Source organism: Nocardioides speluncae (assembly GCF_003121585.1).
Classification (GTDB): Bacteria; Actinomycetota; Actinomycetes; order Propionibacteriales; family Nocardioidaceae; genus Nocardioides; species Nocardioides speluncae.
On the sequence record NZ_QEOO01000007.1, the window covers coordinates 74139 to 88117 of the forward strand.

Here is a 13979-nt window from a genome sequence, read left to right on the forward strand (position 1 = left end):
ACGTCACCTCGATCAGATGACGACTCCGACAACAACTGAGGCGGCGAATGAGTCTCGGCGGCCGGTAGTGGACAGGTGGTTTACCGGGTGGGCGGCGGACAGCGATCCTGAGCACTGTCCGCTACCTACCTCTCGGGGGGACTCATGCCGACCACGACCACTCGCCGCGCCGCGGCCTGGCTCACCGCCGTACTCACCGCCCTGGTCGCACCGCTGGCGCTGGCCGTGCCCGCCGAGGCCGCGAGCGCGTGGCCGACCGAGCAGGACTCCTCGCCACGGTCCGCCAACGTGATGGCGCTGCAGTACCTGCTCACCGCCCGCGGCATCAGCACCGCGGCCGACGGCGACTTCGGGGCGGGCACGCTCGCCAATGTGAAGACCTTCCAGTCCCGCAACGGGCTGACCGCCGACGGCATCGTCGGCCCTGCCACCTGGTCCAAGCTGGTGGTCACTCTGAGCCAGGGCGCGACCAACACCAACGCCGTGAAGGCGCTGCAGACCGCGCTCAACAAGTACCGCTACGGCCTGGTCGTCGACGGCGCCTTCGGCAGCGGCACCAGGTCGGCGGTGGTCGCCTTCCAGCAGGCGCGCGGGCTGGCGGCCGACGGCGTCGCCGGCCAGAACACCTGGCGCGAGCTGCTCGGCTACAGCCGGACCCACGACCAGATCTACTGCTACTACTACGGCGGTACGACGTCGACCACGGTCACCACCGCGCAGGTCGAGAACGCCAAGTCGATCATCGCCGCCGGCAAGAGCGTCGGCGTGCCGCGCGACGGCCTGATCGTCGGGCTGATGGCCGCGATGCAGGAGTCCAAGCTGTGCAACATCTCGTTCGGCGACCGGGACTCGATCGGGCTGTTCCAGCAGCGGCCGAGCCAGGGCTGGTGCAACAACCAGGTCGGCTGCTGGCACCACACCCAGTCCTCGCTCGGCTTCTTCGGGCGCTCGTCGTACACCAACAACCGCGGCCTGCTCGACATCGCGAACTGGCAGTCGATGAGCAAGACCCTGGCCGCCGATGCCGTCCAGCGCTCCTGCTGCCCCAACGCCTACGCCAAGTGGGAGGCACTCGCCACGGCGCTGGTCAACGCGCACGGCTGACCCCAGCCGATCCCGCGAGTTCCCCGCCGACGGCAACGCGACCGGCCTTTGCATCGTCCTACTAGGGGAAGGGGAGCTTCGGGAAGGGGAACCCATGTTGTCGGTGATGCCATCGGTGACGCTGTCGGGGCTGTTGGCGTCCGACGACGGCGAGCTCGTCGAGGTCGCAGTGTCCGACGACCCACCGGCAGTCAGCGGCCGGTGGGCCGTCGACGGTACGCCGGTCGCCGTACTCCGACTGCTGCTGCCGACGCGCGACTCCGGGCTGGTCGGCGAGCCGCCCGCCGAGTGCGACGTGGTGATGGTCGACAACAAGGTGGTGCTGGTCTACGACCTGGCTCCCGAGGCTGCCGGGTACCTCGTGAGCTACGGAGGACCGCGACAGTCGGTGCTCGTGGAGTGGCTGCGCCTGCCTGGGGCCACGAGCGACGGCCTGAGCCGCAAGCGCCTTGCCGAGCTCGCGTCGAGCGATCACTGGCAGGGGTGAGTTTCCGGCCTGGGCCGCCCCGGTGCCGGTGGCGCGGGCGGTTCGGCCTCGGGCGTTCGCGGGCGCTGCGGCGGCGCGTCGCGCGCATGGCCGCCGCCCTTGCTTGCGCGCCGTTGGCGCGCGCCGCGGCCAAGCCGCTTGACGCCGCCCGCGAGCGCCCGAGACCGAACCACCCGCGTGGCTAAGCCCGAACCCTCCAGGCGAGGAGGGAGTGACAAAAACGGCAAACCACCTATACTTCGCGGCGCTGGATTCTTTCTGACGGGAGACCTCATGCGAATCGTCGCGTTGCTCGCGATCGTTGCTCTGACAAGCTCGGCCGTTCCGGCGCAGGCCGCCGAACCGAGCCCCCTCACGCCGTACCACCGGAGCCCAGGCCAACCCGGCGCCGCCGGGGACGAGCAACCCCCTCGCCTGTCGGTGCGCAGGTACGAGACGGCCGTCTATCCGCACCGCGACCGCTACCTCGACCGCACCCCGGTCGACGTCGAGACCAACGAGTGGGTCCGGCTCACCATCGAGTACGTCGACAGCGCGGGCAAGGTCGCCGAGACGATCAGGCGCGAGGGCACGATCGACGAGCGGTTCTGGCTCGACGCCCGTACGGCGGGCGGCACGATGTGGCCCGCCGGCAGGTACCTCCTGCGGGCGACCGCGGTCGACCGGGACGGCAACGTGCGGGAGACCGAGCGCCGGTTCACCGTGTCCCACAAGCGCCTGGTCAAGCGGACCTGGAGGCGGACCTTCTCCGCCGCCGATGTGCTCACCCAGGGCGGCATCGACGTCGGCGACTGCTCGACCCTCAAGCGCCCGGCTCGCTCGGACTGGCGAGAGTCGCGTGGCTACTACTCGATGACCAAGTGCGACAACGCGGACGAGGGTCAGGTGGCGTCGGTGAACGGCGTCTGGGTGCCGAAAGCGCTCGAGGGCAGGTACGACTGGCTCCAGATCTCGATGCACGGCGCGGGCGCGCGGTCCGGCGGGCTACGCAACGGCCCCGATGCCTACCTGAACTTCGGCTACTACAACAAGGCGGGCACCTTCACCGGGCGGGCGGAGTTCGACGGCCGCATGATCGAGCACTTCGGGCCACGGGTGAAGGCCAACGGCTTCGTCCGCGACAAGGACAGCGCGCCGTACATCCTGTTCTGGACCGGCCTCGCCGGCGGCAGCCGGTACGACGTGAAGTCGTTCACGGTGCGACTGCGGCGCTCCGTGCTCCGGTAGCCGCTGGCGCGGGTTATCCACAGCTTCGCGGATTTTTACTTTGCGGAGGCGAAGTTCCGCATAGGCTCCCCTCGCCACTTTGCATTTCTCAAGGGGGAGTTCCCATGCGCATCTCTGCGCTCATCGCTGTGCCCATGGCCCTGGTGGGCCTCGCCGTGCCGGCGTCCGCCGAAGACCCGGGCCTGACAGTCACCTGGCCGACGACGACCGAGGTCGAGGTGCCGACGACGTCGTACACGATCACCGTCGCCGACGAGGCCGCCGAGCCGCAGGGCACTCTGTACGCCGAGTGGCAGGGCGAGCGTCAGGAGATCCCGCACGCCGGCAACTACGCGATGCAGTTCGCCAAGGGCGGCGTCGGCAGCATCAAGGTGATCCGCTGCGTGCCGGCCGACCCTGAGCCCGTCTGCACCGACACCGGCGTCACCTCGCCGGAACTGACAGTGTGGAAGCAGGCGTCGGTCACCCTCAGTGACGTCGGCGGTGTCGTCCGTCCGGGCACCAGGACCGCTGGCATTCGGCTCGACTACGTACCGAGCACGCCGGTGCAGGTGACCTGGTCGGTGTGGACCGCCGGCGGCGTGGCGAAAGCCGCCGGCGGGGCCACCTTCGTCCCGAATGGGGAGGGCTACGGGGAGTTCAGCTACCCGGTCCCCAACCTGGCAAACGGTTGGTACTACGTCCAGGCGAGCGTGGAGTTCGACATGGCGCCGTTCGGCCCGTTCAAGGGTGCCTCGGACAATGTGGTGGCCTTCTATCTCGACGCGACTGCGCCGCGGCTGTCACTCGGCCTGAGCGCGTCCTCGTTCTACCCGGCGACCGACGGCTATCGAGACCAGCTGTCAATCCGCGCTGCGACCAACGAGCAGGTCAAGCAGAGCCTCACTGTGCTCAATTCCTCGGGCGCCGTCGTCCGCACGCTCGGGTCCGGAAGGCTGGGCTTCCGCGACTCGGGCGCTTCGGTCGTGAAGACCTGGAATGGCCGCGACTCGCAGGCACGACTGGTGCGTGGCGGCACCTACACGATTCGATTCGAGGGCACTGACCGTGTTGGCCGCAAGACGACGACGAGCAAGGAGGTCTTCGTCTCCGGCAAGCGTCTGCAGCGGGTGACCTGGAAGCGGACCTTCGCCGCGGCCCGGACCATTGTCCGCAACGGCGCGTTCGTCCAGGCCTGCTCGACGCTGCGCAAGCCGTCGCTGCGCGGCTGGTCCGGGTCGCTGGGCTACTACTCGCGCACCAAGTGCAACCGGAACAACGCCGACATCGTGGCGACCAACAACGGCGTGTACGTGCCGAAGGCGTTCCAGAACCGGTACGGCACCTATCAGGTGAGCTTCTACGGTGGCGGCGCCCGCGGTGCGCGGAGCAAGTACATCGTGATGGGCTACCTCAACAACAAGGGCGACTTCACCCACCGGATCCAGGGCGGCGCCGCGGTTCGGACCTACGCCGGCAAGGTGGCCAGCGCCGGCAACTTCGTCCGCGCGAAGACGACCAAGCCGTACGTCCTGTGGACCGCCGGCCTCACCGACGGCAGCAGGTACGACGTGAAGTCGTTCACGGTGAGGCTGACCTACACCGTTCTGCGATAAGGGCCGGTGGTTCGCGGTTACCATCCATCGGTGCAGGGTCTCGGCTGGTTGTTGGCCGCCGGGCTGGCTCTGGCCGGCCTCGCGGTGCCGGCGTACGCCGAGCGCGACGAGCTGACGATCGACTGGACGGGGTGCCCCCTCGCAGTCGCGGTGCCGAGCACCGCGTGCACGTTCACGATCGAGGACTCCGCCGATCCGCAGGGTGACCTGTTCGCCGCCTGGCAGGACGACCCTCTGGAACCGCTACCGCACCTCGGTCAGCACACGATGAACTTCGACTCCGGTACCGAGCTCGGTGGCGTGATCTCGATCGTTCGCTGCGTCGATGGCTGTGCCCCGACCGGTGTCAGCTCACCCGAGCTCACGGTGTGGAAGGAGTCGCCGATGACCCTCGGCGGCGTGAGCGGCGTGGTGCGGCCGGGGGAGCGGACTGCCGAGGTCGACCTGCCGGACGCGCCGGACACGGAGCTCGAGCTGACCTGGAAGCTCTCCTACGGCGGGACGTCGTACGGCGACGGGACGGTGCCGGTGACCACCGACGACGACGGGCACGCCACCTTCCCCTACACCGTCCCGACCGGGCGCAGCGGCCGGCTGGGGCTGACCGCGAGGACGTCGTTCGACCAGCCGCCGTTCGGGCCGCACCGAGCCGTGGCGTCGCCGGCGTACTTCGACGTCGACCAGGCCGCGCCGACGCTGTCCCTCAGCCTCGGCACCACCTCGGTCTACCCGGCCACCGACGGCTACCGAGACCGGCTCACGATCCGCTACGGCACCAGCGAGCAGGTCAGCCAGCGGGTCGATATCCGCAACGCGGCCGGCACCGTCGTCCGCACGCTGGCGACCGGCACGCTCGGCTCCGGCCACTCCGGCGCCGCCCGGACCATCACCTGGAACGGCCGCGACTCCGCCGACAACGTGGTGCCCGCCGGTAGCTACACCGTGCGCTTCGATGGCGTCGACCGCGTTGGCCGCTCCGCGACGGTGGCCAGGTCGGTGACGGTCTCCCACAAGAAGCTGGTGCAGAAGACCTGGCAGCGCGTGGTCAGGGCCGGCGACGCGGTCGCGCGCGGCGGCGCGATCGTCGGCTCCTGCTCGTCGCTGCGCCGCCCGGCCCGCTCGGACTGGCCCGGCTCCCTCGGCCTGCACTCGCGGACCAAGTGTCAGCGCGCGGCCGACAGCCCGGTCACCGTGCTCCAGCGGGCCGCGGTGCCGAAGGCGTTCGAGGGCCGCTACGGCAGGCTCCAGATCTGGCTGTACGGCGGCGGTGCACGCGGTCTGTCCGGCGGCGGCCGAGGCGCCCGGATCGACCTGGGCTACGCGTCGACCGCCGGCCCGCTCGCCCAGCGGGTGCGGTTCGGTGGCACCGTCGGCAGCCACGCCGGCCGCTCGGCGTACGCCCCCAACTTCGTCCACGCCAAGTTCGGCTCGCCGTACGTCAAATGGCTGGTGGGCGTTAACGGCGGCAGCAAGTACGACGTCCGCTCCTACACCCTCAAGCTGACCTACTTCCTCCTACAGGAGTAGCCACCCAAGGTGGGCTAGACCACCCGGATAGGTGATTTCGCCGTACATCCTTTCCTGCTTATGCTTCGGCGACTTTCGACAACTACGGGGGAGTTCCATGCGTCTTCGCGCAGTCCTGATTGCCGTCCCACTTGCCGTCATCGGCCTTGCCGTACCGGCGTACGCCGAGCCGACCGTCACCGTCGACTGGGGTACGACCTCCGAGTTCAACGCCGACTACTACGGCTACACGTTCCAGATCACCGATGCGGTCGCGGAACCTGAGCGGGGCACCCTGTACGCCGAGTGGCAGGGCGAGCGGCAGGCAATTCCCCACAACGGCCGCTACACCATGGACTTCGTCACCGGTGGGATCGGGACCGTCAAGATCGTGCGCTGCGTGGGCGAGCCGGAGATCTGCACGGATACCGGGGCCATCTCACCGACCATCGAGGTCTTCAAGTACGCAAGCCTCGACGTGGAGGACTTCGACGACTGGTTGCTGCGAGACGGCGCACAGACCGCGCAGCTGAGGTCCTGGGACTCCAGGATGCGCGGCGCCACCGTCGACCTCACCTGGTACGTGCGACTCGGGGAGGAGGGCGAGCCGGCGAGCTCGGGTACCGCTCAGGTCGTGGTGGGTGACAACGACCGGGCGAGTCTGCCGTTCACGATCTCGAAGACGACCACGGGCTACCAGGAGCTCTGGATCGAGGGAACCGTAGACATCGGGTCCTTCGGGCGGCACCGCGTCAGAGGCCACACCGAGCACTTCGAGGTCGACGCGACCGCCCCGCGAGTGTGGACTGGAGCCTCGGCGACTGCCGTCTACCCTGTGCGCGACGGCTACCGCGACTCGATCAACCTCAAGGCGACGACGAACGAGTGGACCTCCGGTCGGCTGGAGATCCTGCGCGGCAGCAGCATGCTTCGCCGGATCTGGCTGACCGACCGCAGCGACCACGTCGTGCGCTACGACGGCCGCTCGTCAAGCGGCAAGGTGCTCGCCGCCGGCACCTACACCGCGAGGTTCACGCTGAAGGACCGGGTTGGCCATGAGGTGACCGCCAGCCGGTCGTTCACGGTCTCCGGGAAGCGGCTGGTCACCCGGCACTTCCGGCGTACCTACAGCGCTGCGAGCACCGTCGTCCGCAATGGCGCAACGGTGGGCCGCTGTTCGACGTTGGCGAAGCCGTCGGCGCGCGGCTGGGCGGGCTCACTCGGGTTCTATTCACAGACCAAGTGCCGGCGGCTCAACGACAGCCTGGTGGCCACCGTCAACGGCGTCTACGTGCCGAAGTCGGTCCAGGCGCGCTACGGCAAGCTCCGGGTCACGATGTACGGCGGCGGCGCCACGCGCGGCGTACGGCACGGCCGCAACGCCTACATTGTGATGTCATACATCAACCGGGCCGACGACTTCGCTGCGCGTGCCCAGTTCAACGGCAGCCTCGGACAGCACGCGGGCCGAACGGTCAACGCTGGCGGCTTCGTCTGGAAGAAGACGACCAAGCCGTACGTCCTCTGGTTCACGGGCCTGACTGAGGGCAGCAACTACGACGTCAAGTCCTACACCGTTGATCTCGACTACACCGTCCTGCGTTGAGCCGGTCCGAAAGGTGAACTCGATGACCAGAATCGCTGCGCTCCTCCTCGCACCGCTAGTGCTGCTCGGTGCCCTTACCTCGCCGACCCACGCGGACGACCCCGACCTGCGGGTGGACTTCCCCTGGGACCAGAGCTACGTGAACGCCCACAGCGACCAGTACCAGATCTACATCGAGGACCGAGGGGTCGGACAGGTGTACGCCGAGTGGCAGGGCGCGCGCCAGCTGCTTCCTCGCTCGGGCTGGCACACCATGACCTTCGACAAGGGTGGCGAGGGCCGGATCTCCATCGTTCGCTGCTCGGGGGAGCCGCAGGAGTGCGTGGACACCGGACGGAAGTCGCCGGAGCTCACGGTGGTGGGCTCCCTGGAGTCGACGGCCACCGGCATCCCCGAGGCGGTTCCGAGCGGCGCGGTCGCGCCTATCGAGATCACCTCACCGCACCTCGCCGGCATCGATGTCGCCGTCGCCTGGACGGTGAGTCGAGGAGGTGGGTGGTCGCCGGTGACGGGCCGGTCCGAGACGCTACGCGCCGACGAATCCGGCCGGGTCGCTTTCGACGTACGCTTCCCGCGCTCTACGCCCGAGGACGACTACGACGTGTCGATCCGCCTCGAGGCCGACGTCGCGCCGTTCGGTACCCGGGTCGGCCGGCACGGCGGCACCGTCCGGGTGGACAGCACCAAGCCACGGGTCAGTCTCAAGCTCCCGCCCGAGGTCTACCCGATTCGCGATGAGTACCTGGACACGGTGACCGCTCTTGCCGAGTTCTCCGAGCAGGCCGACAGCACCGTCGAGCTGCTCCGCGGCGACGAGGTGATCCGACGGTTCACGCACAGGGACAAGTGGGGTGCGACGCAGCTGATCACGGGCCGGACCGCCTCAGGTGGTCTGCTGCCCGCGGGCAGCTACACCGTCCGGGTGACGGCCATCGACCCGATGGGCAACACCGGATCTGCCTCCAGGTCGCTAGTGATCTCCCACAAGCGGCTGGTGAAGAAGACCTGGGAGCGCACGATCTCCGCGCAGGCCGCGATGCAGCAGAGCACAGTTGCCCCATGCTCGACGCTCCGCCGCGGGAGCTCCCGCGGCTGGTCCGGCTCGCTCGGGCTCTACTCGCAGTCCAAGTGCCGCAAGGGCGCCGACCAGGTTCGCGTGGTCAATGCGATCGAGGTGCCCGACGCGTTCCAGTTCCAGTCGGTGCGGGTATCGACGTATGGCGGCGGAGCCACGGGTCGCGGTGGCGGGACAACCGCGTCGCTGTCGCAACTGCTCATCGAGGACTGGAGCACGGCCGGAGTGAGCCGCTTCAACGGCAAGGTCGGCCTCCATCATGGCGGCTGGGGTGCCGCATTCAAGCGCATCGACGGCAAGTGGCTGGTCCGCTGGCGTGTCTGGGCCGAGCACGGCAGCCGATACGACGTGAAGTCGTACACCGTCCGCCTCATCTACACCGCGCTGCAGTAAACCGGTTCGCACGAGCTCAGGTGGGCCAGGCAGAATTGCGCCGTTGTGCGTATCTCCTACCCACCCGAGCTCCCGGTCAGCGGGCGCCGTGACGACATCGCTGCGGCGATCCGGGACCATCAGGTGGTCATCGTCGCGGGCGAGACCGGGTCGGGGAAGACCACCCAGATCCCCAAGATCTGCCTCGAGCTCGGCCGCGGGCTGGGGCAGGCCGAGGGCGGCAAGCTGATCGGACACACCCAGCCGCGCCGGATCGCGGCGCGATCGGTGGCCGAGCGGATCGCTGAGGAGCTCGGGACCGAGCTGGGCGACGTGGTCGGCTACCAGGTCAGGTTCACCGACCGGACCTCGCGCAGCAGCCGGGTCAAGCTGATGACCGACGGCATCCTGCTCGCCGAACTGCAGCGCGACCGGCAGCTGCAGAAGTACGACACGATCATCATCGACGAGGCCCACGAGCGCTCGCTCAACATCGACTTCATCCTCGGCTACCTCAAGCGGCTGCTGCCGCGCCGGCCGGACCTCAAGGTGATCATCACCTCGGCCACGATCGACCCGGAGCGGTTCGCCGAGCACTTCGCCGACAAGCGCGGCCGGCCCGCTCCGATCATCGAGGTGAGCGGCCGGACCTACCCGGTCGACATCCGCTACCGGCCGCTGGTCGAGCTGCCAGAGGAGGACGAGGAGGGCGAGGCGGTCGTCCGCGACCAGACCGAGGCGATCCTCGACGCCGTCCGCGAGCTCTCCGCCGAGGGCCAGGGCGACATCCTGGTCTTCCTGCCCGGTGAGCGAGAGATCCGGGACACCGCCGACGCGCTCAAGCCGCTCACGACCGGCCGGTCGGCGGTCGAGGTGGTGCCGCTCTACTCGCGACTGTCGGCGGCCGAGCAGCACAAGGTCTTCGAGCGGCACACCGGGCGCCGCGTCGTACTGTCCACCAACGTCGCCGAGACCTCGCTGACCGTCCCCGGCATCCGGTACGTCGTCGACACCGGCGTCGCCCGGATCAGCCGCTACTCCGCGCGGACCAAGGTGCAGCGACTGCCGATCGAGCCGATCAGCCAGGCCTCCGCCAACCAGCGTTCCGGTCGCTGCGGCCGGGTCGAAGCGGGCATCGCGATCCGGCTGTACGGCGAGGAGGAGTTTGCCGCGCGCCCGGAGTTCACCGATCCCGAGATCCTGCGCACCAACCTCGCCAGCGTCATTCTGCAGATGACCTCGCTCGGGTTGGGCGACCTGGCGCGGTTCCCGTTCGTCGACCCGCCCGACAAGCGCAACGTGGCCGCCGGCGTACAGCTGCTGGAGGAGTTGGGCGCCCTTGGCGACCAACGCCTCACCAAGTTGGGGCGGCGCCTGGCGCGGCTGCCGATCGACCCTCGGCTGGGCCGGATGATCCTCGAGGCCGAGCGGCTCGGCTGCGTGCGCGAGGTGATCGTGATCGCGGCGGCGCTCTCGCTGCAGGACCCGCGGGAGCGGCCGGTGGAGTTCCGGCCGCAGGCCGACCAGCAGCACGCCCGGTTCAAGGACGAGACGAGCGACTTCATCACCTGGCTCAACCTGTGGCGCTACCTCAAACAGCAGCAGCGCGAGCTGTCCTCGAGCGCCTTCCGGCGGATGTGCAAGGCCGAGTACCTCAACTACCTGCGGGTGCGCGAGTGGCAGGACTTCGAGTCCCAGCTCCGCCAGGTCTGCAAGGAGATGAAGATCCAGGTCGGTACGCCGGCCGACCTGCCCGACGCCGACGGCATCCACCAGTCGCTGCTCTCCGGGCTGCTCTCGCACATCGGGCTGCTGGAGGAGCGCGAGCGGCGGGTCGAGAAGGGCCAGCGCCCGGCGATGCGGGAGTACCTCGGCGCCCGTGGCGCGAGGTTCGCGATCTTCCCGGGCAGCGGCCTGAAGGGCAAGAACCCGCAGTTCCTGATGGCCGGCGAGCTGGTCGAGACCGGTCGGCTCTGGGCCCGCCAGAACGCCGCGATCAACCCCGAGTGGGCCGAGCGGCTCGGCTCGCACCTGGTCAAGCGCACCTACAGCGAGCCGCACTGGTCGAAGAAGCGTGCGGCGGTGATGGCCGTCGAGCGGGTCACGCTGTACGGCGTACCGATCATCGCCGACCGCCCCGTCAACTTCGGCCGGATCGACCCGGAGCTGAGCCGCGAGCTGTTCATCCGGCACGCGCTCGTCTACGGCGAGTGGTCGACCCTTCACAAGTTCTACGCCAAGAACCTGCGCCTCCTCGACGAGGCCGCCGAGCTGGAACACCGGGCCCGGCGCCGCGACCTGGTGGTCGACGAGCACACGCTGTTCGACTTCTACGACGCCCGGATCCCGGCCGACGTGGTCAGCGGGGCGCACTTCGACCAGTGGTGGAAGAAGGAGCGGCAACAGCGCGGCAACCTGCTCACCTTCGACCCCGCGATGCTCACCCACGACACCATCGCCGAGGTCCAGGAGGCGGACTTCCCGACCACCTGGGAGGCGGCCGGGGCCGACGGTGGGATGACGTTCCCGATCGGCTACCACTTCGAGCCCGGTGCGGCCGACGACGGCCTGACCATCGACGTACCCGTGGCCACGCTCAACCAGGTCGACGCCGCCGACTTCTCGTGGAACGTGCCGGGCCTGCGCGAGGAGCTGGTCACCTCGCTGATCCGCAGCCTGCCCAAGCCGCTCCGGGTCCACTTCGTGCCGGCGCCCAACCATGCGCGGGACTTCCTGGCCAAGGTGCCGGCGGGGGAGGAGCCGCTGCTGGACGCGTTGGAGCGGCACTTCCGCTCGACCACCGGTGTCGTGGTGCCGCGCGAGGCGTGGGACTGGACCAAGGTCGCCGACCACCTCAAGCCGACCTTCCGGGTGCTGTCGGAGCAGGGCGCCGAGGTCGGGCGCGGCAAGGACCTGGAGGCGCTGAAGGCGCCGCTGCGGCCGCGGTTCGCGCAGGCGATGCGCGAGGTCGCCGCGGAGACCGGACGGACGGTGACCGGCCAGACGACGTGGACGTTCGGCACGATCGAGCGGTCCTTCACCCAGAAGCGCGCCGGGCACGAGGTCCGCGGCTACCCGGCCCTGGTCGACGAGGGCGAGTCGGTGGGGCTGCAGGTGTTCGGCTCCGAGGATGAGGCGGACGCCCGGCACCGGCTCGGAGTACGAAGGCTGCTCCTCCTCGAGACGGCGTCGCCGGTCAAGGCGGTGCTGGACTCACTGACCAACCTCGAGAAGCTGTCCCTTGCGAGCACGCCGTACGCGGGTGTCGGTGAGCTGCTCGACGACTGCCGTGCCGCAGTCGTCGGCGAGACCGTCGACGCTCGGCCCGCCGTGCGCAGTACCGAAGAGTACGACGCCCTGCTGGCCGCCGCTGGCGCCGATCAGGAGGCGCGGCTGCGCGGGGTGCTCGCCGACGTGATCCGGGTGCTGGCCGCGTGGCGGCATACCGACAAGCTGCTCAGCGGCCGCGCGGACATGCTGATGCTGCCGGCGCTCGCGGACATGAAGGCCCAGCTGGGCCGGCTGATGGACCGCGGCTTCATCGGCGAGGCGGGACCCACGCAGCTGCGCCGCTACCCGGTCTGCCTCGCCGCGCTCGACTACCGCCGCGAACGCCTCGACGGCCAGGTCAACCGGGACCGCCAGCTGATGGACCAGATCGGCGACCTGCAGGACGCCTACCTGCACCAGATCGACGCCCTCCCCGACGGCCGTCCGCCGTCCGCCGCGCTGCGGCAGGTGCGCTGGATGCTGGAGGAGTACCGCATCTCGTTGTGGGCGCAGCACCTCGGCACAGCGGGCTCGGTCAGCGACGCCCGGATCCGCAAGGCCCTCGGGTGATCGGCTTAGTCATCTAGGCGAGCGTCCGGGGCAGGCCGAAGGACGGCGCGAGCGTCGTCTCGAACCGAGTGAGCTCGCGGACGCGGTCGCCAGCGAGGGCGACGACGAGAATGCCCGTGAGATGCAGGCCACCGGTGACGGGGTCAGCGACGTACTCACCCCAGGCCAGGTGGCGGTTGGCCCGCACCGGCACCAGGTGGCTGACCTCGCGCCAGTGAGCGTCGATCGCGGTGAAGAAGCGATGCGCGTCCGCGATGCCGCGATACTCGAACGGCAGCGGTGGCATCCGCACCCAGACGTCGTCGGTCATCAGGGCGACCAGGGCGTCGATGTCGTGGGCGGTGAAGGCCGCGACGAAGGCGTCGGCCAGCGCCCGCTCCTCCGGACTTCCGGTCGCCGGCGGCGGCGGGCCCGGCGCGTGGGTTGCTGCCATCGTCGCGCGAGCCCGCTTGAGCGCGCTGGTGACGGCGTCCTCGGTCAGGCCGAGCAGCGCAGCGGTCTCCTTCGCCCGATATCCGAGTACGTCGCGCAACAGCAGCACCGCACGCTGGTTGGGTGGCAGCAGCTGTACGGCGCTGACGAACGCAAGCGAGATCGCCTCCCGGGTCTCGACCTGGGCGTCCGGTCCCGGGACCGCGTCGGGTAGCCCGTCCAGCAGGATGTCCGGGTACGGCTGCAGCCACGGCACCTCGCCCAGGCGGCTCGGCTCGGAAGGAGCGACGGGCAGGGGTGCGGCGGTCACCGGCCTCCGCGACGACGACCGCAGCAGGTTGAGGCACCGGTTGGTGGCGATCCGGTAGAGCCAGGTGCGCAGCGACGCGCGTCCTTCGAAACCCGCGAGACCGAGCCAGGCGGCGAGGAGGCTCTCCTGCAGCGTGTCCTCGGCGTCCTGAAGCGAACCGAGCATCCGGTAGCAGTGCACCTGCAGCTCACTGCAGTGCGGCTCCACCAGAGCGGTGAACGCGTTGCGGTCACCGGCCCGTGCCCGCTCGAGCAACTCTGCTGTCATCGGCCACCTCCATCTCGCCGCTGTCTCGCCTCTGTTTCCTTGCAACGTACTGACACCGGCGCCGTACCGAACTGGGCGCCGCCGGCGCGCCCAGTTCCGAACGGGCGTCGTGTCTTCTCCAGTGCAGGCCAACCGTCGGCAAGCCAGCGCCGGCAATC

8 protein-coding genes and 1 pseudogene are annotated in these 13979 nt (G+C 69.5%); 8 read left to right on the forward strand and 1 reads right to left on the reverse strand.

The annotated features are described in order from the left end of the window. Window positions 1-144 precede the first annotated feature (144 nt). From DDV73_RS03620 to hrpA, 8 genes and pseudogenes are all read left to right on the forward strand, one after another. A complete protein-coding gene (locus DDV73_RS03620) occupies window positions 145-1104 on the forward strand; it encodes a peptidoglycan-binding domain-containing protein (RefSeq protein ID WP_109505883.1) in 960 nt (319 codons plus the stop codon). Between the two features lie 94 nt (window positions 1105-1198). Then, complete coding sequence (locus DDV73_RS03625; RefSeq protein ID WP_206050691.1) at window positions 1199-1591, forward strand: hypothetical protein; 393 nt, start codon at window positions 1199-1201, stop codon at window positions 1589-1591. Between the two features lie 420 nt (window positions 1592-2011). Then, window positions 2012-2818, forward strand: a complete 807-nt coding sequence (locus tag DDV73_RS03630) for a hypothetical protein (protein ID WP_109505885.1) — start codon at window positions 2012-2014, stop codon at window positions 2816-2818. A 104-nt stretch (window positions 2819-2922) separates the two neighbouring features. Beyond that, window positions 2923-4413 (forward strand): flagellar hook assembly protein FlgD, encoded by a 1491-nt coding sequence (locus tag DDV73_RS03635; RefSeq protein ID WP_109505886.1) that lies wholly within the window; start codon window positions 2923-2925, stop codon window positions 4411-4413. Window positions 4414-4443: 30 nt separating this feature from the next. After that, window positions 4444-5940: a FlgD immunoglobulin-like domain containing protein gene (locus DDV73_RS03640; RefSeq protein WP_154402594.1), complete on the forward strand. Its 1497-nt coding sequence runs from the start codon at window positions 4444-4446 to the stop codon at window positions 5938-5940. A 97-nt stretch (window positions 5941-6037) separates the two neighbouring features. Further along, entirely contained in the window at window positions 6038-7525 is a 1488-nt protein-coding gene (locus tag DDV73_RS03645) for a hypothetical protein (protein ID WP_109505888.1), read from the forward strand. 22 nt (window positions 7526-7547) lie between these two features. Next, window positions 7548-8993, forward strand: a complete 1446-nt coding sequence (locus DDV73_RS03650; RefSeq protein ID WP_154402595.1) for a hypothetical protein — start codon at window positions 7548-7550, stop codon at window positions 8991-8993. Window positions 8994-9005: 12 nt separating this feature from the next. Continuing rightward, window positions 9006-12812: pseudogene (gene hrpA / locus DDV73_RS03655) on the forward strand (ATP-dependent RNA helicase HrpA); the annotation flags it as partial. 13 nt (window positions 12813-12825) lie between these two features. Here hrpA and DDV73_RS03660 read toward each other — a convergent pair. Beyond that, on the reverse strand, window positions 12826-13821 hold the full coding sequence (locus tag DDV73_RS03660; protein ID WP_109505891.1) for an RNA polymerase subunit sigma-70: 996 nt from the start codon (window positions 13819-13821) through the stop codon (window positions 12826-12828). Window positions 13822-13979: the final 158 nt, after the last annotated feature.

Bases quoted from the DNA above. Each gene is read 5' to 3' on its own strand.
- DDV73_RS03625 (WP_206050691.1), top strand. From the start codon at position 1,199: ATGTTGTCGGTGATGCCATCGGTGACGCTGTCGGGGCTGTTGGCGTCC.
- DDV73_RS03620 (WP_109505883.1), top strand. From the start codon at position 145: ATGCCGACCACGACCACTCGCCGCGCCGCGGCCTGGCTCACCGCCGTA.
- DDV73_RS03660 (WP_109505891.1), bottom strand. From the start codon at position 13,821: ATGACAGCAGAGTTGCTCGAGCGGGCACGGGCCGGTGACCGCAACGCG.
- DDV73_RS03645 (WP_109505888.1), top strand. From the start codon at position 6,038: ATGCGTCTTCGCGCAGTCCTGATTGCCGTCCCACTTGCCGTCATCGGC.
- DDV73_RS03650 (WP_154402595.1), top strand. From the start codon at position 7,548: ATGACCAGAATCGCTGCGCTCCTCCTCGCACCGCTAGTGCTGCTCGGT.
- DDV73_RS03635 (WP_109505886.1), top strand. From the start codon at position 2,923: ATGCGCATCTCTGCGCTCATCGCTGTGCCCATGGCCCTGGTGGGCCTC.